Source organism: Suttonella sp., assembly GCF_056855035.1.
The window spans coordinates 1-20,622 of sequence record NZ_JBXGGR010000060.1 but is presented as its reverse complement, the minus strand read 5'-3'; the positions used below and the strand labels follow the sequence as shown (position 1 = coordinate 20,622).

General features: G+C 51.4%; 19 protein-coding genes. 15 read left to right on the top strand and 4 right to left on the bottom strand.

Going from position 1 to position 20,622, the window contains the following annotated elements; translation table 11 throughout:
- Positions 1 to 176 precede the first annotated feature (176 nt).
- Positions 177 to 440, top strand: coding sequence for a hypothetical protein (locus ACJHVI_RS05680; protein WP_483183684.1), 264 nt, complete (start codon positions 177 to 179; stop codon positions 438 to 440).
- A gap of 345 nt (positions 441 to 785) precedes the next feature.
- Here ACJHVI_RS05680 and uxaC read toward each other — a convergent pair whose 3' ends face one another.
- The 4 genes from uxaC to ACJHVI_RS05660 are packed head-to-tail and all read right to left on the bottom strand — an operon-like array spanning position 786 to position 6,386.
- On the bottom strand, positions 786 to 2,186 hold the full coding sequence (gene uxaC, locus ACJHVI_RS05675; RefSeq protein WP_483183683.1) for a glucuronate isomerase: 1,401 nt from the start codon (positions 2,184 to 2,186) through the stop codon (positions 786 to 788).
- Between the two features lie 8 nt (positions 2,187 to 2,194).
- Positions 2,195 to 4,546 (bottom strand): glycoside hydrolase family 31 protein, encoded by a 2,352-nt coding sequence (locus tag ACJHVI_RS05670; protein ID WP_483183682.1) that lies wholly within the window; start codon positions 4,544 to 4,546, stop codon positions 2,195 to 2,197.
- Positions 4,547 to 4,548: 2 nt separating this feature from the next.
- Complete coding sequence (locus ACJHVI_RS05665; protein WP_483183681.1) at positions 4,549 to 5,862, bottom strand: TRAP transporter large permease; 1,314 nt, start codon at positions 5,860 to 5,862, stop codon at positions 4,549 to 4,551.
- Entirely contained in the window at positions 5,859 to 6,386 is a 528-nt protein-coding gene (locus ACJHVI_RS05660) for a TRAP transporter small permease (RefSeq protein WP_483183680.1), read from the bottom strand. Before ACJHVI_RS05660 ends, ACJHVI_RS05665 begins: the two co-directional genes overlap by 4 nt.
- 137 nt (positions 6,387 to 6,523) lie before the next feature.
- Here ACJHVI_RS05660 and ACJHVI_RS05655 point away from each other — a divergent pair, with 137 nt between their 5' ends.
- The 14 genes from ACJHVI_RS05655 to ACJHVI_RS05590 all read left to right on the top strand — a co-directional run bounded on the left by ACJHVI_RS05655 (position 6,524) and on the right by ACJHVI_RS05590 (position 20,370).
- Complete coding sequence (locus tag ACJHVI_RS05655; protein WP_483183679.1) at positions 6,524 to 7,507, top strand: TRAP transporter substrate-binding protein; 984 nt, start codon at positions 6,524 to 6,526, stop codon at positions 7,505 to 7,507.
- Positions 7,508 to 7,516: 9 nt separating this feature from the next.
- Positions 7,517 to 8,254, top strand: coding sequence for an FCD domain-containing protein (locus ACJHVI_RS05650; protein WP_483183678.1), 738 nt, complete (start codon positions 7,517 to 7,519; stop codon positions 8,252 to 8,254).
- 19 nt (positions 8,255 to 8,273) lie between these two features.
- Positions 8,274 to 9,215 (top strand): hypothetical protein, encoded by a 942-nt coding sequence (locus ACJHVI_RS05645; RefSeq protein ID WP_483183677.1) that lies wholly within the window; start codon positions 8,274 to 8,276, stop codon positions 9,213 to 9,215.
- 39 nt (positions 9,216 to 9,254) lie between these two features.
- Entirely contained in the window at positions 9,255 to 10,238 is a 984-nt protein-coding gene (locus ACJHVI_RS05640; protein ID WP_483183685.1) for a TRAP transporter substrate-binding protein, read from the top strand.
- A 68-nt stretch (positions 10,239 to 10,306) separates the two neighbouring features.
- Positions 10,307 to 10,816, top strand: a complete 510-nt coding sequence (locus ACJHVI_RS05635; RefSeq protein WP_483183676.1) for a TRAP transporter small permease — start codon at positions 10,307 to 10,309, stop codon at positions 10,814 to 10,816.
- Positions 10,813 to 12,090 (top strand): TRAP transporter large permease, encoded by a 1,278-nt coding sequence (locus ACJHVI_RS05630; protein WP_483183675.1) that lies wholly within the window; start codon positions 10,813 to 10,815, stop codon positions 12,088 to 12,090. The genes ACJHVI_RS05635 and ACJHVI_RS05630 overlap by 4 nt, the downstream gene beginning before the upstream one ends.
- Positions 12,091 to 12,104: 14 nt before the next feature.
- Complete coding sequence (locus ACJHVI_RS05625; RefSeq protein WP_483183674.1) at positions 12,105 to 13,124, top strand: zinc-binding alcohol dehydrogenase family protein; 1,020 nt, start codon at positions 12,105 to 12,107, stop codon at positions 13,122 to 13,124.
- A gap of 25 nt (positions 13,125 to 13,149) precedes the next feature.
- Entirely contained in the window at positions 13,150 to 14,226 is a 1,077-nt protein-coding gene (uxuA, locus tag ACJHVI_RS05620; RefSeq protein ID WP_483183673.1) for a mannonate dehydratase, read from the top strand.
- Positions 14,227 to 14,319: 93 nt separating this feature from the next.
- Positions 14,320 to 15,231 carry an alpha/beta hydrolase fold domain-containing protein gene (locus ACJHVI_RS05615; RefSeq protein WP_483183672.1) on the top strand — a complete coding sequence of 304 codons (912 nt, stop codon included), beginning with the start codon at positions 14,320 to 14,322 and terminating at the stop codon, positions 15,229 to 15,231.
- Positions 15,232 to 15,270: 39 nt separating this feature from the next.
- Positions 15,271 to 16,623 (top strand): type II toxin-antitoxin system HipA family toxin YjjJ, encoded by a 1,353-nt coding sequence (yjjJ, locus tag ACJHVI_RS05610; protein WP_483183670.1) that lies wholly within the window; start codon positions 15,271 to 15,273, stop codon positions 16,621 to 16,623.
- Positions 16,620 to 17,189, top strand: coding sequence for a hypothetical protein (locus ACJHVI_RS05605; protein ID WP_483183669.1), 570 nt, complete (start codon positions 16,620 to 16,622; stop codon positions 17,187 to 17,189). The genes yjjJ and ACJHVI_RS05605 overlap by 4 nt, the downstream gene beginning before the upstream one ends.
- Positions 17,190 to 17,215: 26 nt before the next feature.
- Positions 17,216 to 18,805, top strand: a complete 1,590-nt coding sequence (locus ACJHVI_RS05600) for a mannitol dehydrogenase family protein (protein ID WP_483183668.1) — start codon at positions 17,216 to 17,218, stop codon at positions 18,803 to 18,805.
- A gap of 3 nt (positions 18,806 to 18,808) precedes the next feature.
- Entirely contained in the window at positions 18,809 to 19,726 is a 918-nt protein-coding gene (locus ACJHVI_RS05595; protein WP_483183666.1) for a sugar kinase, read from the top strand.
- Between the two features lie 11 nt (positions 19,727 to 19,737).
- Entirely contained in the window at positions 19,738 to 20,370 is a 633-nt protein-coding gene (locus ACJHVI_RS05590; protein ID WP_483183665.1) for a bifunctional 4-hydroxy-2-oxoglutarate aldolase/2-dehydro-3-deoxy-phosphogluconate aldolase, read from the top strand.
- Positions 20,371 to 20,622: the final 252 nt, after the last annotated feature.

Sequence of the window (20,622 nt, the reverse complement as noted above, 5' to 3'; positions counted from 1 at the left end):
TAGCTTGTCATTGCGGCATGGGAAAGGAGAATAAGGTTAAGTTTATAAAAGATTATTTTGCTTAAAAAACGCTAGATAGCACCTATTTTGTCCCTTAGAGCTAAAGAACTCGAAAACAGCACCTAAAATGTCCCTTTGCCCGAGTTTTTTAATGTCATTACTAAGGAGCTTTGCTTATGACGGATGTGAATGTTCAATCGAAGGGCGGTACCGTGGCGGGGATTATCGCCTGTGTGCTGGCAGTGTTGGGAATCCTGTTTCTCGGCATCCTCTTTGTGCCGTTGGCCGCGATTGTGGCGCTGATCGGCATGATTTTTGCAGTCAAAAGCCGCAATATGGGCGGTATCGGCATTAATGTTCTGGCCTGGGTGCTGACCCTTGTCGGCCTGATGACCTCGCCAGTGTTGCTGATGGCCATCGGCATCGGCGCATCGGCCTAGGGGCTGTTAACCATTCGGAGCCGGTTGCCTTGTCGTTCAAAATGGCGGTATGCCGTCATTTTGGACACAAACTGAAGGGGCGGTTCCAGTTTTTGACAGTGTAATTTTTCATAAAAACATAATGTTAAATAAGTGATTGAGTAAATGCCGCCGCGACAGTCTGAGCAAGAAAATCTATGATTCCTATCATAAATTCTTGTCGGAACAACGCCTGTGGTCGGAAAACGAACGGCGCTATCTTGTGGCACGTGATACGTTATGATTTACTAAATAAATTAGTCAAGTAGATTATTTGACTATGTTGATAATAAAGGCTTCGCTGAGCGAAGCCTTTTTATTTTTACTCTAGTTTTCAAAATATTGCTTGGCATTATGAAAGCAAATATTGCGGATAATGTCGCCGAGCAGTTTTTCATCGGCAGGGAGTTCGCCTTGTGTGACCCAGTTGCCGAACATATTACATAGAATGCGGCGGAAGTATTCGTGTCTTGTGAAGGAGAGGAAGCTACGGCTATCGGTCAACATGCCGACAAAGACAGATAGAATCCCCATTTGTGCATGGGTCATCAGTTGTTCTTCCATACCAGCTTTTTGGTCGTTAAACCACCAGCCTGATCCGAATTGCACTTTGCCGCGAATGCCTTCTTCTTGGAAGTTACCGCACATGGTGGCAAGTAGGGCGTTGTCGCGCGGATTAATGGTGTAGAGAATGGTTTTGGGCAGTTGGTCGCTGCTGTCCATCGCATTAAGCAGGGCGGCGAGGTTGTCGGCAATCGGGCGGTCGCCGATGGAATCATAGCCGCTGTCTACGCCGAGTTTGGCAAACATTCTGCCGCTGTTGTTGCGGATTGGCCCGATGTGAAGTTGCATGACCCAGCCCAAGCGGTGATATTGCTGTCCTAGCCAGACGAGTAGGGCGCTTTGGTACTGGGCGATGTCGTTTTCGCTGAGGCTTTGTTTGTTGAGTCGTTTTTGCAGAATTTCATCGAGAATGTGTTCTGCCGGCAATTCTGCATAGCGCAGGATTTCCAGTCCGTGATCGGAGGCGAAGCAGCCGTGTGCGGCGAAATGTTGCAGGCGTTGCGCAAGGGCTTCCTGTATGTCGCTGAAGCGGCGGATTTCTGTGCCGCAAACCTTTTGCAATTGCGCGAGGTAGTCTAAAAATCCGCTTTGTTCGATTTTAAGGATTTTGTCGGGTCGCCAGCTGGGGCGCACGCGAATCTTGAAGCTGCTGTCGGCGGCAATGGCGGCATGATGGGCGAGATCGTCAATCGGGTCGTCTGTAGTGCCGACCATATGCACGTTCATTTGCTGCAAGATACCGCGTGCGCTGAATTCGGGTGTGGCAAGCAGGCGGTTTGCTTCTTGCCAGATGTCTTCCGCGCTGTCGCCGTTGAGTAGGGTGGTAATGCCGAAGGGGCGTTTGAGTTCGAGATGCGTCCAATGGTAGAGCGGATTGCCGACGAATTGCGGCACGGCTTCGGCATAGGCTTGGAATTTCTCGCGCGCAGCGGCATCGCCGGTAATCAGGCGTTCGGCAATGCCGAGGGTACGCATGCCGCGCCATTTGTAATGGTCGCCTGCCAGCCAAATGTCGGCGAGATCACGGAATTGTTTGTCGGCGGCGATGTCCGCAGGCGGCAGATGGCAATGGTAGTCGTAAATCGGCTGGTCTTTGGCATGCTCATGGTAGAGTCGTTCTGCCATTGGGCTGTGCAATAGGAAATTGTCGCTGAGAAAGGTCATGTGTTCTCCTAAAGTTGAATGTTCAGGTTGCTGTCGATGACGATGCGGCGACGTTCGTCAAAGGGCAGTTCGAGGCTGATGTTGTCCAGCCATGCGGGGCGGTATTCGCCTTCGCCTTGAATGCTGATATGCAGGTCTTCGCCGTCGCCTTGCATTTCCCAGCGTAGAAGATAGTGTTTGCCGCTGTTGTCCGTGCCGTCGTCGTCATAAATCACGCCTGTCGCCGCTTGATTGTCTTTATGCGGGAAGAGGCGCAGCAGGCGGTCGCTGTCGTCTTCGGGGCTGTCGGCGTGCATGAGGCTGCCTTCAGGAATGATGCTGCCGGCGCGTACGAAGATGGGCAGATGTTCCAATGGGGCGGCGACTTCGAGACTTTGTCCGCCGCTATGGTATTGGCTGCTGTAATAGTCGTACCAGCCGCAGCTGTTGTCGGGTAGATAGACCTCGCGTTTACGTACGCCTTCGGCGGTCACGGGGCAGACCAGCAATTCTTTGCCGATCATGTGGTCGTCCGTGTCTTCAAAGGTGCGCGGATCGTGTTCATGGTCGAGGAAGGTGGGGCGCAGATAGGCTTCGTCTTCGCTGTGGGTTTGCCAAAGCAGGGTGTAGAGGAAGGGAATGAGACGGTAGCGCAGGCGGATGGCATCGCGCACGGCATGGGTGATTTGCGGATACATCCACGGTTCGTTGACGCTGTGGTCGTCATTCCAAGAGTGAATGGTAAAGCGCGGCAGCAGCAGGGCGCTTTGAATCCAGCGCAGGAAGAGTTCGGCATCGGGTTTGCCGCCCGCAAAGCCGCCGATGTCATGCCCGATGTGATACATGCCCGATAAGCTCATGCCTACGCCCATGCGGATATTCCATTTGAGGCTGTGCCATGAGGTGCGGTTGTCGCCGCTCCATGTTTGGGCATAGCGCTGTATGCCTGGGCAACCGCTGCGCGAGATGAGATAGGGACGTTCGGTGCTGTATTCGATTTGCGCTTGATAGGAATTTTGCGTCATCAAGAGCGGCATCAGGGGGCGGATATGATGAATGGCGATGGGATTGCCAAAGCCTTGGCAGCGTGCTTCGTCGTCCCAAATTTCGTATTCGTTATTGTCGTTCCAAGTAGAGCTGATGCCTTTGTCGAGTAATTGGCTTTTGATGTTGTCACGCCACCATTTACCTGTGGCGGGGTTGGTGAAGTCTAAATGCGAGCCGGTGTCGTCCCAAAACATGGATTGCTCGGGGCTATCGCTTTCGCTGTCCTGAATAAAGAGTTTGGCGGCGGCGACTTCCTGATATTTGGGGTGGTCTTGCAATAGGCAGGGTTTGATATTTGCCGCAAAACGGATGCCGGCGGCGCGGAAATCCGCCGCCAATTGCGGAAAGTCGGGGAATTTATCGGTGTTCCAGTTAAAGACATAGCGTTTGCCCGCAATGCTGGTATAGCCCGAAGAAAGCTGGAAGCTGTCGCAGGGAATGGCATGTTCTTGGCAGAGGCACGTGAAGTTATACAGCTGTTCCTGCGCATTGTCCGCATCGGTGTAGCTCATGGTCGAGCCCGAATAGCCTAAGCTCCATTTAGGTGGAAAGAGGTTTTTGCCGCTGATTTGCAGGAAGGCTTTGGTGATGTCGGCAATGCTGCCGCCGTGCAGGAAATAGTAGTCGATGTCGCCGCCTTCGGCGCGGTAGCTGCGGTAGCGCAAATGGTAATTGTCGATTTCATTGCCCATGTCGAAGCGGCTGGTATTGAGGTTGTCGTAGAAAATACCCCAATGTGCGCCGCTGGGACTGAGGGTTTGATAGAAAGGCCAATGTTTGTAGAGCGGATCGCTACTTTCCGCGTTATAGCCCATCGCGTCTAAGCTGCGCATTTCGTATTTTTTGCCGAAACGATCGAGCGTACCGGCTTTTTCGCCCAAGCCGAAGTAGCGGTCTTGGAGGTGCAGATACATATAATGCGCGATGTTGCGTCCTCGGCGGCTGAGTTCATAAGCGCCGGTGGCGCGGTCGGCGGCAATTTCCCGCCATTGCTCGCCGTCTTTTTCACACCAAATCAATTGCAAGGGGTGGCGGATTTCAAGCCGTAGGGTTTTACCGCTCAGGACTAATGTATCCGCAGTTTCGCTCAGCTCGAAGTTCGGACAAGTAAATCCTGCGCGGCTGGCGCGCTCGCGTCCCGTTTCGTCAATCGGCGCATCGGGCGGCGAAACCAACCAGCTGCGTGCATTTGTACTTGCGCCGTTTTTCAACAGCCACACGCGCCAGATATGTTCTTCTAAGATGATGATATGCAATAGGTGTTTCTCATCACAACGCAGGGTGATGCCGTCGGCGTTGCGGCTTTCTAAAGTCCAGTGTTTAAGGGTTTTCATCTTTAGCCTCCGTAGCCGAGCAATAGTTGCGGCAAGAATAAGGAAATTTGCGGAATAAAGGTCACCAAGAGCAGGGTAATGATCAGGGCGATGTACATCGGCAGCATATAAGGAATGACTTGCGCCAGACGCACTTTACCCACCGAGCAACCCACGAACAGGCAACTGCCCACCGGTGGGGTAACGATACCTAGGCAGAGGTTGAAGGTCATCATGATGCCGAAATGCACGGGGTCAACGCCCAGCGATTCGGCAATTGGTAGGAAAATCGGCGTAAAGATGAGAATAGCGGGGGTCATGTCCATAAAGAAGCCGACAATCAATAAGATGAGGTTGATGGTCAGCAAAATGACGATTTTGTTTTCCGAGACCGCCAGAATCGCTTCTTCGATAATATAAGGAATATCGGCATTTGCCATTGCCCAGCTCATGCCTGAAGAACAGCCGATGAGCAGCAGGACGATGGCGGTCGTCACCATCGAATCCAAGAACAGTTTGGGCAATTCTTGGATTTTGATTTCACGATAGACCACAACCGCCAAAATCAGGGAATACACCACCGCAATCGCCGAACCTTCCGTGGCGGTGAAAAAGCCTTTCACAATGCCGCCGATGACGATAACAATCAGAGACAGAGGCAAGAGCGCTTGGATAAAGGCGCCCACCGCCGCATTCAGCGGTACGCGCGCATTCACGGGATAGCGTTTGCGGTAGGCGATAAAGCCCGCCACCAGCATGAGTCCCAAGCCCATGAGAATACCGGGCAGATAACCGGCTAAAAATAAGGCGGCGACAGAAGTTCCGCCCGAGATGGTGGAATAGACGATAAAAGTATTGCTAGGCGGAATAAGCAGACCGGTAGGGCAGGAAGCGATATTTACCGCCGCCGAATAACCGGGATCGTAACCGGCTTTGCGCTGCATTTCGCTCATCGTGCCGCCGACCGCTGCCGCCGAAGCCACTGCCGAACCGGAAATCGAGCCGAAGAGCATATTGGCAATCACATTGCAATGCGCCAAAGCGCCGGGCAGACGTCCTGCCAAAACCAAGGCGAAATTAATCAAACGCATGGCAATGCCGCCGCGGTTCATGATATTGCCCGCCAGAATGAAGAAAGGCAGGGCGAGCAGGGCGAAGCTGTCGAGGGCGGTAATCATTTTCTGCGCCGTGACGAACATCGTGTTGTCAAAAGGCATGGAAATCAAAATTGTGGCGACCGTAGCAATCCCGATGGAAAAAGACACCGGTACGCTTAAAAACATCAGCAGGAAAAAGATGCCGAATAAGACTAAAACGCTTAATACTTCCGAACTCATGCCGCACCTCCTGCGCGCGCGCTAACATTCTCGATAATCGCTACTAATGAGAAAAAGACCATCAAAACGCCGGCAATCGGCACAATCATATAAATATAGCCCATCGGCCATTGCAGGGCGGGGGTGACTTGTTGATTGGCAAAAGTTTTGGCGGTTAATTCCCAGCCGCCTTTAATCATGACCAAGCCGGCGAAAGCAATGATGCAGCATTCAATCAATACATTCAGCACGAGCTTTGCCTTGCCTTTGAGCTTCATCGCCAGCAAATCAATCGCCAAATGTTTTTTATGGGCAGAGGCTTGTGCGGCGCCGAGCAAGCCGATCCACATAAAGGTAAAGCGCGCCAATTCGTCGGTAACGGTACTGGGGCGGGCGGCAGTATAGCGGGAAACCACCTGCCAGACCACGCAGCCGACCAATAAAAATGCCAATACCGTGAGGATATAGCCGTTAATTTTTCTAATGGGGGCGGCGATTTTTTCAGCTAAAGAAGGCGGGGGAGAAAGGGCGTGTTCTTGGCTCATAAGAAGACCTCCTAGAAAATGTGGAATGCCTGAACGCGCATAGATTAACCATTTTCAGAAAATTGGTCAACCAGTATTGACATTGGTCAGATAAGTCGCCAAGATATGCGCAGTGAAACCCATAAATAGGAGTAAACATGACCCTGTTCAAACACGCCCTTGCGGCATCGATTGCCTTAGCCATGAGCCTTGGCGCGCAAGCCGCTATTACCTTGAAACTCAGCCATAACCAAAGCAAAGATCTGCCTGTGCATAAGGCGATAGAATTCTTCGGCGAAAAAGTGGCGGAATACACCAACGGCGAAATCAAAGTGCGCATTTATCCGAACGCGCAATTGGGTACGCAGCGCGAATCCATGGAATTGGTGCAATCGGGCGGCTTGGCGCTGGCGAAAACCAATGCGGCGGAAATCGAGGCTTTTGAACCGCTGTATGCCGTGTTTAATCAGCCATTTATCTTCAAAGACGAAGCGCATTACTATGAAGTGCTGGGCGGCGACATCGGCGAAGAAGTCTTAAATGCTTCTGTTGACAAAGGCTTTATCGGTATTACCTACTATGACGCCGGTTCACGTTCTTTCTACGCCGGTAAACCAATTAAGCACCCTGACGATTTGAAAAACATGAAAATCCGTGTGCAACCCAGCCCGACGGCGGTAAAAATGGTTGAACTCTTGGGGGCGCACCCGACGCCGATTGCTTTCGGCGAACTCTATACCGCTTTGCAGCAAGGTGTGGTGGACGGCGCGGAAAACAATGAATCGGCTTTGGTCGATAACCGCCATGGCGAAGTGTCGAAATTCTACAGCTATGACCAACATACCATGATTCCCGATGTTTTGGTTATGAGTATGAAAGACTGGGAAAAGCTCACGCCCGAACAGCAAGCGGCAATTAAAAAAGCCGGTAAAGAGTCCATGATGAAGCAAAAAGCATTATGGGCGGAAAACACCGTTAAAGTAATTAAAGAAGCGAAGGAAAAATTAGGCGTAACTTTCGTAGAAGACGTGGACAAAGCGGCTTTCGCGGAAAAAGTGCTGCCGATGCACGAAGAAGCGGCAAAAGCCTCGCCTAAGGCGGCGGAATTGATCCAACGCATCAAGGACGCGGCAAAAGACTAAGGTATCGCCATGAGCAGCACCTCTTCCCGTCGTTATCCCGAAGTGGCGCAGGAATTGCGCCACTATATCAGCGCCCATTTCTTTAGCGCAGGCGAAAAACTGCCAGCCGAAAGAGTCTTGGCGGAAAAGCTTGACGTCAGTCGCGCCTTACTGCGCGAAGCGTTGATTATGTTGGAAATTCAAGGACTGGTGGAGGTGCGGCAAGGCTCGGGCGTCTATGTGCGGCAGACAGAAGATAGCGGGCAAAAGCTGGCAGAAGACGATATCGGGCCTTTTGAGCTTTTGCAGGCGCGCCAAGTCTTGGAAAGCAGTATCGCGGAAATCGCCGCACAAATGGTAACCAAGCGCGATATCGAAGATTTACAAAAAATCTTAAACGAACAAAAAAATGAAGTGCAAAAAGGGATTACCGATTACGATACCGACGAGCGCTTTCATATTCGCGTGGCAGAGGCGACGCAAAACCGCGTCTTGCTCGAAAGCGTGAACCATTTATGGCAAATACGGCGGCGCAGCCCGATGTGGGTGCAGCTGCACAGCCATATTTCGCATACGACATATTGGCAGCAATGGGTGGACGACCATCAGGCGATTTTCAACGCCCTAAAAAGAAAAGACCCTGCTGCTGCCAGACAGAGTATGTGGCAACATTTGGAAAATGTGCGCGAAACCGTTTTTGCGCTCTCGGATGTGGATAAGCCTGATTTCGACGGCTTTCTTTTCCAAAGTTTTCCCCTAAAAACCTGAATATTGAACAGAGTTTGTAATGAAAAGAAAATTACTATCGACAGCTCTTTTTTCTGTATTGAGTCTTTCAGCATTTGCCGAAGAATTAAACTATAGCAAAATGACGGAACACTCATTAAGTCATGGTGAAATCAAATATTTTATTGAAGGCAAAATCGGCAAAGGCGGAGAAGCTAATGCAAAATGCGAAGACGGTTTATTCTTCAATGAACATTATTTAGCCGTTTTTGATGGGGCGACGGATAAATCGGGGAAAAAATATAACGGACATAAAGGCGGACGAGTTGCAAGAGATATTATTGCATCCGTATTTGCCGAATTACCTGCCAATACGCCGAAAGAAGAAGTGTTGGAAAGAATTAATGCGAAATATCAGGAATTCTATAAGGAAAATTCCGATATTGATTTTGAAAAAAATCCGCTGTTCCGACCGACCGCCACTTTGATTTGGTATAACTTCGACAGTAAAGAATTAGTAGGCATCGGTGATTCAAAAGCGCGTATTGACGGCGTGAATTATAACAATGAAGAGAAATTGGTGGATACCTTAAACAGCGCTTTGCGCGTACGCGTGATTGAAGAATTGAAATTAAGCGACGAAGATATTAAGAAAAACGATTTAGGGCGCGAATATATTTTGCCTTTGTTAAAACGCCAATCCGAATTTCAAAATAATCCCGAAGCACCAGAGGCTTTCCAATTCTGGGCAATCGACGGATTCCCGATTCCGGCGGATAAATTGCGTGTTTGGACATTTGAAACCGCGCCTAAATTAATCGAATTAAGCTCTGACGGCTATGATGTTTATCCTGAGGGGGCAACGATTGAAGCTTATGAAGCGGAATTGGAAAATTTATTGAAAACCGATCCGATGCGGATACGCCATCCATCAACCAAAGGAGTAAGTAAGGACAATTATACTTTTGATGATCGTGCGATATTGATTTATCAAGCGAAGTAATATTTTTTATATGATTTAATTTACGAGGACTAAAAGATGATGAACAGAAGACAATTTACCGCCTTATCAGCCGCCGTATTACTGGCTTTAGCACCGCATGGTGCATGGGCGAAAGCGGAAAAAGTGATTAAACTCGGGCATATCGCCAATGAGCAGCATTCTTGGCATATCGGCTCGCTTAAATTTGCCGAAGAAGTGAAGCGTTTGACCGACGGACGCATCGAAGTGCAAATTTTCCCGAATGATTCATTGGGCAAAGAAATCGATTTAATCAACGGTATGCAATTAGGCACGGCGGATATGACCATTACCGGCGAAAGCCTGCAAAACTGGGCGCCGAAGGCGGCATTATTGGCGATTCCTTATGCTTATCAGTCTTTAGAGCATATGGATGCGGTGGCGACCGGCGACATCGGCAAGGATATTGAGGCGGAAATCATCGCGAAAGCGCAGGTGCGTCCTTTGACGTATTTTGCCCGCGGTCCGCGCAATCTGACCGCTAACCGCGAAATCAAAAGCCCTGATGATTTGAAAGCCTTGAAATTGCGCGTGCCGAACGTGCCTTTGTTTGTACAGACTTGGAAGGCTTTAGGCGCTTCGCCGACCCCGATGGCATTCAGCGAGGTCTTTACTTCTTTGCAAAACGGCACGATTGAAGGACAGGAAAATCCTTTATCTTTGATTGAGTCGGGTTCCTTATTTGAAGTGCAAAAATTTGTGAACAAAACCGAGCATGTGCGTTCATGGATTTATGTGGCGATTTCCGAGCTGACTTGGCAAAGCCTCTCGCCAGCCGATCAAAAAGCCCTCTTGGAAGCCGCCGAAACGGCGCGTCTCACCGAGCGCGAAGCTTTCTTGAAAGATGAAGAGCGTTTGGAAAAATCTTTGAGCGAAAAAGGCATGACTTTCGTGGAAGTCGATCAAAAGGCTTTTGCCGAAAAAGCGAAAAAAGCGGTATTGGATACGGCTGCCAATGAAATCAAGCCCTATGTCGAGCGCATTTTCGTCGAACAACCGAAATAATCGCTTCTCTTGAAAATGGGGCGGTATTTCCGCCTCATTCCTGAATAATAACAAATAGGAAGGATGCGATGTCCAAAATGATTCAAGCGATCGGTATGCTACTGCGCATACTGACAGGCTGTGCTTTTGCCGTTTTAATGGTGGTGGTCATCATTCAGGTGGCAACGCGCAGCTTTGGCGACGGCGGTTCGCCGGTGTGGACGGAAGAACTGACCCGCTTTTCTTTACTTTATATTGCCGCTTTCGGCGCAGGATTATCTTTATGGACGGGGGCGATGGTCAACGTGGATATGCTGTCCGAGCGTTTGCCGGGCAAACTGCCTTGGCTGTGCCGCTTATTATCCGCCGCTTCAGTCTGCTTTTTTGCCGTGATGCTGATTTCTCCGGCATGGCGCTTTACCAAAATCGGCATGATGCAGACCGCCGCTTCCATGCCCTTTATTAAAATGGCGTATGTGCATGCAAGCGTATTGATTTTATTGGTTTTGGTGGCGGCTTGCGCAGGCTTGCGCGTCATCGGCATGTTGTTTGGCAAACTCGACGGCTTGCCTGAAATTCGTCAAGAGGAAGCGCTATGAGTTTAACGGTCTTAATTATCGTCTTTTTACTGGGCTTGGCAATCGGGATTCCCGTTGCCGCTACGCTGGGGCTGGCGTCGCTGGCGTATATTCTCTCTGCCGGCATTCCGCTGGTGGTCGTGCCGCAGAAAATGTTCGCCGGCATGGATATTTACGTTTTGCTCTGTATTCCCGGTTTCGTATTGGCGGGCAATTTGATGAATGCGGGCGGGATTACGCCGCGGATTATCAATTTTGCGCAGGCAGGTGTGGGCTGGATGCGCGGCGGCTTAGGCATGACGAACGTGGCTTCTTCCATGCTTTTCGGCGGCATTTCCGGTACGGCGGTTGCTGATGCGGCTTCTATCGGTGGCATGATGATTCCCGGTATGAAACGCGCGGGCTATCCGGCGGATTTTTCCGCAGCGGTGACTTCCGCTTCCTCGACTATCGGACCGATTATTCCGCCTTCCGTGCCGATGATTATTGTCGGCGGTTTGTCCAGTTTATCGGTGGGTAAACTCTTTATTGCCGGCGTGATTCCCGGTCTGCTTTTGGGTGTGGGAATGTTGATTATTACCTATATCCTTGCGGTAAAAAACAATTATCCGCGTCAAGCATGGCAGGGTTTTGCGCATTTGGGCAAAGCATTCTTCGGCGCTTTCTGGGCATTGGCAATGACGGGTCTGATTGTCGGCGGCATGGTCAGCGGCTTTACTTCGCCGACCGAGACTTCGATTATCGCCGCGGTATATGCCATTGTCGTGGGCTTGTTTGTCTATCGTGAATTGCCGCTGAAAGCCATTCCCAAATTGATTGCCGACAGCGCAGTCGCCTCGGCGGCGATTCTGTTCTTGGTCGGCACGGCGAACGTCTTCGGCTGGATTTTGGTTTCCGAGCATATTCCGCAAATGCTGACCGATGCCCTTTTGTCTTTAACCGATAATAAATATCTGATTATTCTGCTGATTAATATCGTCTTGATTTTCGTCGGCATGTTTATGGAAACCATCGCGGCGCTGATTATCCTTTTTGTGCCGCTGATGCAGGTGGCGACCAGCGTCGGCATGGATCCGATTCATTTCGCCGTCTTTGTGGTCTTGAACCTGATGATCGGATTATCTACACCGCCGGTGGGCGTGTGCATGTTCGTCTGCGCCAATATCGCGCGCGAACCTTTGGGACGCGTGATAAAAGCCCTTGTGCCTTATATCGTCGTGAATTTGATTGTGCTGCTGATGGTTTCCTACATCCCAGCATTATCCACTTGGCTACCCTCTTTATTGAATAATTAATCGGAGCATAAATAATGAAAGCTGTATTAGTGAAGGAACCTCAAGTCGTTGAAATCGTTGATGTGGAAAAGCCCGTCATCAGCGCGGACAATGAAGTCTTAATCAAAGTACTGTGGGGCGGCATTTGCGGCTCGGACATCGGCATTTACAGCGGCGGCAACGCCCTTGCCACTTATCCGCGTATCATCGGGCATGAATTTTCAGGCATCGTGGAAGCCGTCGGCGGGGCGGTGGAAAATATTGCGGTCGGCGATTTGGTGACGACCGATATCGTCAACAGCTGCGGCAAATGCTATGCCTGCCGCACGGGGCATCATAATGTCTGCGCGCATTTGGAAGTGACGGGTGTGCATCGTGAAGGTGGTTTTGCCGAATATTTCAAAACCACGGCGGAAAAAGTTTATGTACTGGATCGCAGCAAACTTTCCGATCGCGCCGCCTGCTTGGTTGAGCCTTATTCTGTCGGCGCGGAAGTCAATGCGCGCGCGAGTGTGACGGCGGATGACAAAGTCGTCGTCTTCGGCGCAGGTCCGGCAGGCTTGGCAGTCATGCAAGTAGCGCGGGCGAAAGGCGCGGAAGTGCTGATTACCGACATTTTCCAAGAACGTTTGGATTTGGCGGCAAAAATGGGCGCCACGCGCACCGTGAACGTCAAAGACGAAGACTTAAAAACCGCGATTATGGCATTTACCGACGGCGAGGGCGCACATGTGATTGCCGATGCCGTCTGCTCGCCGCAATCCGTGAAAGACGCGCTGGAATATCTAGCCCCTTCGGGTCGTTTTGTGGTGTTGGGCACCAGCGCCGCGCCGGTCGATATTCCGCAAATCGCCTTTACCAAGAAAGGCATTAACGTTTTCGGCACGCGCGTGAACAATTACCGCTTCCCCGAAGTCATCGAACTGTTTGAAAGCGGCAAAATCCAGCCGGAACTCATGCACACACATACCTTTAATTTCGCCGATATTGCAGATGCCTTTGAAGTGCTGCGCACCGATAAAAGCAAAGTCTGCAAAATCATGCTTCAATGGTAATTTATTGATTTAATTAGGAGAGAAAATGAAAACAACCTTTCGTTGGTATGGTGAAGGCAACGACACCATCACATTAGAACAAATCCGCCAAATTCCGACCATGGAAGGCGTGGTATGGGCATTGCACGATATGGCGGCGGGCGAAGTTTGGGAAGAATCGCGCATTGCCGAAGTCAAAGCGCAGGCGGACAAATACGGTCTGAACATCGACGTGGTCGAAAGCGTGAACGTGCATGAAGCCATCAAACTCGGATTGCCGGAGCGCGAACAATACATCGAAAACTACAAAATCACCCTGCGCCGCTTGGCAAAATACGGCGTGAAAGTCGTTTGCTACAACTTCATGCCGGTATTTGACTGGATGCGCACCGATTTATACCGCCCGAGTTTTAACGGCGACGGTTCTACCGCCTTATTCTACGAAGCCGCCGCAATGAAAGACCTCGACCCCAAAGCGCTGGTAAAAAGCGTTGCCGCCGGTTCAAACGGGCTGACCCTGCCGGGCTGGGAGCCGGAGCGTCTTGCGCATTTGGATAAACTCTTTGATGCCTATAAAGAAGTGACGGAAGACGATTTGCGCCGCAACTTCAAATACTTCCTTGAGCAAATCATTCCGGTGTGCGAAGAAGTGGACATTAAAATGGGCGTACACCCCGACGATCCGCCGTTCTCTATCTTCGGCTTGCCGCGCATCGTGAAAAACTACAATGATTTGAAAGCCATCTTGGAAATGGTAGACAGCCCCTACAACGGTCTGACCCTTTGCACAGGTTCCTTAGGCGCCAACGGCGAGAACGATTTAGTCAAAATGATTAAAGACTTCCACGAGCGCATTCCTTTTGCCCATATCCGCAACGTCAAACGCTTTGAAAACGGCGATTTCATCGAAACCTCGCACCGCTCCGCCGACGGCTCGGTCGATATTGCCGCCGTCGTGCGCGCCTATCATGAAGTCGGCTTTACAGGCTACTGGCGCCCCGACCACGGCCGCCATATCTGGGGCGAAAAATGCCGCCCGGGTTACGGCTTATACGACCGCGCCTTAGGCATCATGTATGTGGAAGGCGTATGGGATTCTTGCGAGCGTGAGCAAGGACGCTAAATCTATTTTCCTGTAAACGGAAAGCGCTTATCGCAACACGCAGCGATAAGCGCCGCACTTTCAAAACATCAGGCAAACCCATTTGAGGACAACATGATGAAAACCGCTTTGCTTTGTGCCGCGCTTGCCCTTGCGCTGCCTTATGCCGCTGCCGAGAGCGGCGAAGCCAATATCCCGACTCACGGTGACCTGCCTTATATTGCCGATGACAATCCCGCGCATCTCTTAGATATCTATCTACCTGCAAAAGCGGAAAAACCCGCGCCGATTGTCGTCTTTATTCACGGCGGCGGCTGGATGGTCGGACACAAAGGCTCGGCATCCTTAAGCAAAATCTCGGGTTTGCACCGCTTGATGAAAACCCTGCGCGAATCGGGCTATGCCGTGATTGCGATCAATTACCGCCTCTCGGGCGAAGCCGCATTCCCTGCACAGATGAAAGACATTGAAGCCGCTATGGATTGGATAGGCAAACATGCCGACACCTACCACATCGACAGCCGACGCATTGCCTTGACGGGCGATTCCGCTGGCGCGCATTTGGCACAGCTCTTCGCCGTCAATCAAGGCAAGGACGCTATCCGTGCCGTCTTAAGCTATTACGGCGTATCGGACATCGGCAATGTGAACGCCGAACGTATCGCGAAAAACTGCCCCGAAAGCATTCAAGAATTGATGGGAAAACTGATCGACAATCCGCCTGAAAACAGCCCCGAAGGTTTGCTGATGGGCGAAGATTCCCGCAGTAGCGAATTTTATCGCAAAGCGATAGTCGCCAGCCCTCTATACCATGTCAATGAAAACACCCCGCCGATGATGCTGTTGCATGGCGATGAGGACTGCTGGGTGCCGCACAGCCAATCGCTGAAACTGCATGACGCTTTGCAAGCCGCCGGCATTGAAACGCAACTGCTGATTTTGGAAAAGACAGGACACTCCGCCACGCGCTTTTTCGATGAAGACATCAATGCGCAAGCCCTGCAATTTTTGCAAAAACATCTCTAAGCCCTCATGATGCCCGATGTTTTATCGAAAGAGGAATGAATGATGTCTGATGCCGCCGCTGCGCTACGCCTGCACTTGGCGCAATCGCCCAAAAGCGCCGTCGAACTTATGGAAGCATTATCCCTGAGCGAGACGGAGTTATCCGCTGTCGTGCAAGCCATGGCGGCGGATATTCTGCCTATCGCCAAGGGGAAATCTTTGCATTATGCCCTGCGCAATCGCGCAAGTACCGTGGTTGAAATGGCGGTTTATCGCGTCGATGTGCAAGGAAAGGTGCGGTATGCGGGCGAATTGCAAGCGGTATGTGCGGAAGGCTTTGTTTTTTTAATTCCGCAAGGCGGCGAATATAGCGAAGGCTTACCGTGGTGGCTGTTTGATTTGCGTCCGCAAGGCTATTTGGGACGTGCTTGGGCGAAACGTCATGCCGCCGCTCATGCTTTTCCGCTGCGACTGGCGGATTGGCAAGACAAACATATCCTGCAAGCGCTCTTGCTGGATGGCGTCGATCGCATGGGAGACATTCTGCTGGGCGACGAAAATCGCCGAGCCTTTTTACAATGGCAGCCGCAGGCGATTGCCGCGGCGGATAAAGCGCGATGCTATCCGCAATTGGCGGCGCAAGCCGCCGCCGGCGCATTAGCGGCTTCCTCCGCCGCCGGCGAACAGCCTAAATTTTGCGCTTATGCGCACACAGCCGAAGGTGCGCGGCATTTGATTGTCAAATTCAGCGAAGCGGAAGAAAGCATTGTCAGCGAACGTTGGCGCGATTTACTGCTGGCGGAACATTTGGCTTTGCAAACCCTGCGCGAAGCGGGACAAGCGGCGGCGCAGACCTATATCGTCGATATTGGCGGACAACGTTTTTTAGAAAGTCGGCGTTTTGACCGCTTCGGCGCTTCGGGACGCTGCGCTTTGTATTCTTTGACGGCATTAGATGCCGAATTTGTCGGCAAGGCGCGTGCCTCATGGCTGGGCATCGTGCCGGAATTGGCACGGCAAGGCATTGTTGCCGCGCAGGCGGTGGAACAAACGGCTTTGCTTTGGGCTTTTGGACAGCTGATTGGCAATACCGATATGCACAACGGCAATTTATCTTTTCTCAGCCGCGGTCTTCGCCCTTATGAATTGGCGCCGGCTTATGACATGTGTCCGATGGGTTTTGCACCGAGCAGCAGCGGCGCTTTGTCTGACAGTCTGCCGCCGCCTCATATTCAAAGCGAGATTGGCGCCGCAATTTGGCGGCAGGCTTTGCGCTTGGCACAGACATACGGAAAAAAATTACAACAGCATCAAAAGGATTTCAGCCAAAGGTTTGCGATTTGTATCCATGCCTTGGCACAACATCTTCAAACCGCCGAACAGGCAATCGGCAAACTACAGGAGGAGGAATGAAAGTTTTATTATTCGTGACGACGATACTGGCATTAAGCGGCTGCAACAGTTTGCGCGGCGGCAGCGATACCCTTGCGCTGCCCGATAAAGCCTTTCCGAGCCATATTCCGCCGCATATCGACTATCAGGGCGAGCGTTACACGCTGCGGCAGTGGAATGGACAAAGCGGCGAGTATTACCGCGACGGCGAGCAGGGCTATCAATGGCAGAAATTAATTACCCTGAATTTGAGCGAAGGCACAAGTCTTGAGGACTTTGCCCAAGCCATGCAGACGCAGTTAAAACGCGAAAACACCCTGCATGCGCTGAAGCGGCAGGCGGATAGTCTGGATATTCATGCGCTGTATCCGCCGCAGCCGCAGCATCCGCATTTCTCCGGCTATGAAAGCAATAGCATGCGCTATCAATCTAGTGCCTGCGGTATTAGCGGTGTGCAATATGCCGAGCAGCATGCGGCGGACGGCGATGCGCAGCAGCTGTTTGCCGCCCTGCAAGCAGAACAGGCGGATTTTCAGCGGCAAGCTGCCGAGATATTGGCAAGCATTCCTTGCCCAAGAGATAAATGATTTGTTTAGATAAATAAGGAAAAACTATGAAACTTCAATATGATACGCTTAAAGATGCTTTTTGGCAGGATAAGGGCTACCAATTGCCGCAATACGATGTGGCGGCGGTGGCGGCGAAAACCCAAGCCGAGCCGACATGGCTGCATTTGGGCGCCGGCAATATTTTTCGCGCCTTTTTAGCCAATGCCCAGCAAAATTTGCTTAATCAAGGGGCGGCGGATACAGGGATTATCGTGGCGGAAGGCTTTGATGGCGAAATCATTCACAAAGCCTATCGTCCTTTTGACAATTTGAGCATTTTTGCCCGTTTAAAAGGCGACCGCAGCGTGGATAAAATCGTGCTGGCATCGGTAACGGATGCTTTGGTGATGGACGAAGATTTTGCGCGTTTGCAGGAAATCGCCGCTTCGCCCTCTTTGCAGATGATTTCTTTGACGATTACCGAAAAAGGTTATCAAATCAAAGATAAGGATAAAAACTACTATCCTGTGGTGGCGGAGGATTTCCGCGCCGGCACGGGCAATCCGAAAAGCTATATCGGTAAAATCGTGGCTTTGCTTTTGGCGCGCTATCGTGCCGGCGGTACGCCGATTGCCATGGTCAGCATGGACAATATGTCGCATAACGGCGAGAAACTGCGCCATGTGATTTTGAAATTTGTCCGCAATTGGCAGGAAAACGCCCATGTGGAAGCGGCATTTTTGGACTGGTTATCCAGCGGCAAAGTGGCTTTCCCTTGGTCGATGATCGACAAAATCACGCCGCGCCCCGATGATAGTGTGGCAGCGATGCTCAAAGCCGACGGCGTGGAAGCAATGGACGCAGTGATTACCGAGAAAAAAACCTATGTCGCGCCTTTTGTGAATGCAGAAGAATTGGAATATCTGGTGATTGAAGACGATTTCCCCAACGGTCGCCCTGCATTGGATAAAGCAGGCGTGATGTTCGCCAACCGCGATACTGTGAATAAAGTGGAAACCATGAAAGTAACGACTTGCTTGAACCCGATTCACACCGCCTTGGCGATTTACGGCTGTCTGCTCGGCTACAGCAGCATTCACGAGGAAATGAAAGATGCGCAGCTGAAGGCTTTGGCGGAAGCGGTGGGCTATAAAGAAGGTTTGCCGGTGGTGGTCAATCCGCAGATTTTAGAGCCGAAACAGTTTATTGACGAAGTGGTCAAAGTGCGTCTGCCCAATCCTTTCATTCCCGATACGCCGCAGCGCATCGCCAGCGACACTTCGCAAAAACTCGCTATCCGCTTCGGCGAAACCATCAAATCCTATCTGGCAAGCGACAGCCTGAAGGTTGAAGATTTGGTCGCCATTCCTTTGGTCTTTGCCGGCTGGTGCCGCTATTTATTAGGTATTGACGATGCCGGCAATGCTTTTGAATGCAGCCCCGATCCCCTATTGGCGGCGGCGCAGGAAAAAGTCGCAGGCTTGGCATTAGGTAGCAGCGATTTAGGCAATATCAAGGAATTATTGAGCGACAGCAGCATCTTCGGCGTGAATCTGTATGAAGTCGGCTTGGGCGAGAAAGTCGAAGGCTATGTGCGCGAATTGCTTGCCAGCACAGGGGCGGTGCGCGCGACTCTACAAAAATATCTGGGCTGAGCCATGAAACAGATAGCCTTAATCGGCGAATGCATGATCGAGCTCAACGGCGCGCCCTTCGGCGAAATGTGCCAAACCTATGGCGGCGATAGTTTGAATACCGCCGTCTATTTGGCGCGTTTAGCGGCGGCAAGCGTAGACGTGCAATATGTGAGCGCCTTGGGCAGCGATGCCCTCAGTCGCGGCATGCGCGAACGTTGGGAAGAAGAGGGCGTCGGTACGCAATGGGTCTTGGAAGACAGCGAACGCCAGCCGGGTTTGTATCTCATTCAATTGGACAGCCGCGGCGAGCGCACCTTTCTCTATTGGCGCAATCAATCTGCCGCACGCTATCTCTTGCAGCACCCGCAAATGCCGCAAGTCTGGCAAGGTTTGGCAGGCGCGGACTGCGTCTATTTAAGCGGCATCAGTTTGGCAATATTGCCGACCGAAGACCGCCGGCAACTGATTGAAGGCTTGGCGGCATTGGCAGAGCGGGGCGTGCAAATCATCTTTGACGGCAATTACCGCCCCAAACTCTGGCAAAGCCGCGAAGAAACCCGCGCCTGCTATCAAGCCCTGCTGCCGCATGTGCAGCTTGCCTTGATGACTTTTGACGATGAAAAAGCCCTCTGGAACGATGAAGACGCCCAAGCCAGCATGGCGCGTTTGCGCGCGGCGGGTGTGGCACAAATCGTGGTTAAAGTCGGCGAAGAAGGCGCGATATATTTCGACGGTAGCGAATACGGACAAGCCGCCACGCACAAAGTGGCGCAAGTCGTCGATACCACCGCCGCCGGCGATTCCTTCAACGCAGGATTCTTAGCCGCCTATCTGCAAGACAAGCCGATGGACGAATGCTGCGCCCAAGGCAACCGCTTAGCCGGCATCGTCATTCAGCATAAAGGGGCGATTATCCCCGCCCGATATTGCCGTTGGTAACAGGAGAAAATATGAAAGAAGACACTTTATTAAACCGATTACGCGCATTGAAAATCGTGCCGGTCATCGCCTTGGACAATGCTGCCGATGCCAAAGCCCTCGGCAAAGCTTTGCAAGCAGGCGGCATTCCGGCGGCGGAAATTACCTTCCGCTCCGCTGCCGCCGAAGAATCCATCAAAATTCTGCGCGATACCTACCCCGACATGCTGATTGCCGCCGGCACCGTGCTGAATGCCGCACAAGTCAAAGCCGCCAAAGCGGCGGGCGCAGATTTCATCGTCAGCCCCGGTTTTAACCCCAATACCGTCAAAGCATGCCAAGATGCGGATATTCTCATCACGCCCGGCGTGAATAACCCGATGGCGATAGAAGCCGCCTTGGAAATGGGATTAAGCACCCTGAAATTCTTCCCCGCCGAAGCCTCCGGCGGCGTGGCGATGCTTAAAGCCCTGCTGGCTCCCTATGCCATGCTCAACATCATGCCCACCGGCGGCATCAACGCTAAAAATATCCGCGACTATCTGGCGATTCAAAAAGTTGTTGCCTGCGGCGGCTCGTGGATGGTGGAAAAATCGCTGCTCGCCGCGCAAAACTGGGCGGAAGTGGAACGCTTGAGCCGCGAGGCGGTGCAGGCATTATCATAAGCACATTTTTATTTTAAATTCAGACCTTAATCCCGCTGATACGGCGGGTTTATAACGTATTAATTATAGGACTCTAGAAGCGGCAGCATAATCATACCGCCGCTATGGTTTGTTTGCGGGCAAAGGGACATTTTAGGTGCTAAAAAGTTTGAAAAGCCTTATTCTGTAAGGCTTTTAGCGAGGTCAAAAGCTTTGAACACAAAAAATGCTTTTTCTGTGGCTCAAAACAGGTCAAAAAAGATGGCAGACAAA

Excerpts from the sequence above, each read along its gene's own strand:
- ACJHVI_RS05670 (WP_483183682.1), bottom strand. The coding sequence starts at position 4,546 with ATGAAAACCCTTAAACACTGGACTTTAGAAAGCCGCAACGCCGACGGC.
- ACJHVI_RS05635 (WP_483183676.1), top strand. The coding sequence starts at position 10,307 with ATGTCCAAAATGATTCAAGCGATCGGTATGCTACTGCGCATACTGACA.
- ACJHVI_RS05680 (WP_483183684.1), top strand. The coding sequence starts at position 177 with ATGACGGATGTGAATGTTCAATCGAAGGGCGGTACCGTGGCGGGGATT.
- ACJHVI_RS05660 (WP_483183680.1), bottom strand. The coding sequence starts at position 6,386 with ATGAGCCAAGAACACGCCCTTTCTCCCCCGCCTTCTTTAGCTGAAAAA.
- ACJHVI_RS05600 (WP_483183668.1), top strand. The coding sequence starts at position 17,216 with ATGAAACTTCAATATGATACGCTTAAAGATGCTTTTTGGCAGGATAAG.
- ACJHVI_RS05655 (WP_483183679.1), top strand. The coding sequence starts at position 6,524 with ATGACCCTGTTCAAACACGCCCTTGCGGCATCGATTGCCTTAGCCATG.
- ACJHVI_RS05615 (WP_483183672.1), top strand. The coding sequence starts at position 14,320 with ATGATGAAAACCGCTTTGCTTTGTGCCGCGCTTGCCCTTGCGCTGCCT.
- ACJHVI_RS05665 (WP_483183681.1), bottom strand. The coding sequence starts at position 5,862 with ATGAGTTCGGAAGTATTAAGCGTTTTAGTCTTATTCGGCATCTTTTTC.
- ACJHVI_RS05595 (WP_483183666.1), top strand. The coding sequence starts at position 18,809 with ATGAAACAGATAGCCTTAATCGGCGAATGCATGATCGAGCTCAACGGC.
- uxaC (WP_483183683.1), bottom strand. The coding sequence starts at position 2,186 with ATGACCTTTCTCAGCGACAATTTCCTATTGCACAGCCCAATGGCAGAA.
- ACJHVI_RS05625 (WP_483183674.1), top strand. The coding sequence starts at position 12,105 with ATGAAAGCTGTATTAGTGAAGGAACCTCAAGTCGTTGAAATCGTTGAT.
- uxuA (WP_483183673.1), top strand. The coding sequence starts at position 13,150 with ATGAAAACAACCTTTCGTTGGTATGGTGAAGGCAACGACACCATCACA.
- ACJHVI_RS05645 (WP_483183677.1), top strand. The coding sequence starts at position 8,274 with ATGAAAAGAAAATTACTATCGACAGCTCTTTTTTCTGTATTGAGTCTT.
- ACJHVI_RS05605 (WP_483183669.1), top strand. The coding sequence starts at position 16,620 with ATGAAAGTTTTATTATTCGTGACGACGATACTGGCATTAAGCGGCTGC.
- ACJHVI_RS05590 (WP_483183665.1), top strand. The coding sequence starts at position 19,738 with ATGAAAGAAGACACTTTATTAAACCGATTACGCGCATTGAAAATCGTG.
- ACJHVI_RS05630 (WP_483183675.1), top strand. The coding sequence starts at position 10,813 with ATGAGTTTAACGGTCTTAATTATCGTCTTTTTACTGGGCTTGGCAATC.
- yjjJ (WP_483183670.1), top strand. The coding sequence starts at position 15,271 with ATGATGTCTGATGCCGCCGCTGCGCTACGCCTGCACTTGGCGCAATCG.
- ACJHVI_RS05650 (WP_483183678.1), top strand. The coding sequence starts at position 7,517 with ATGAGCAGCACCTCTTCCCGTCGTTATCCCGAAGTGGCGCAGGAATTG.
- ACJHVI_RS05640 (WP_483183685.1), top strand. The coding sequence starts at position 9,255 with ATGAACAGAAGACAATTTACCGCCTTATCAGCCGCCGTATTACTGGCT.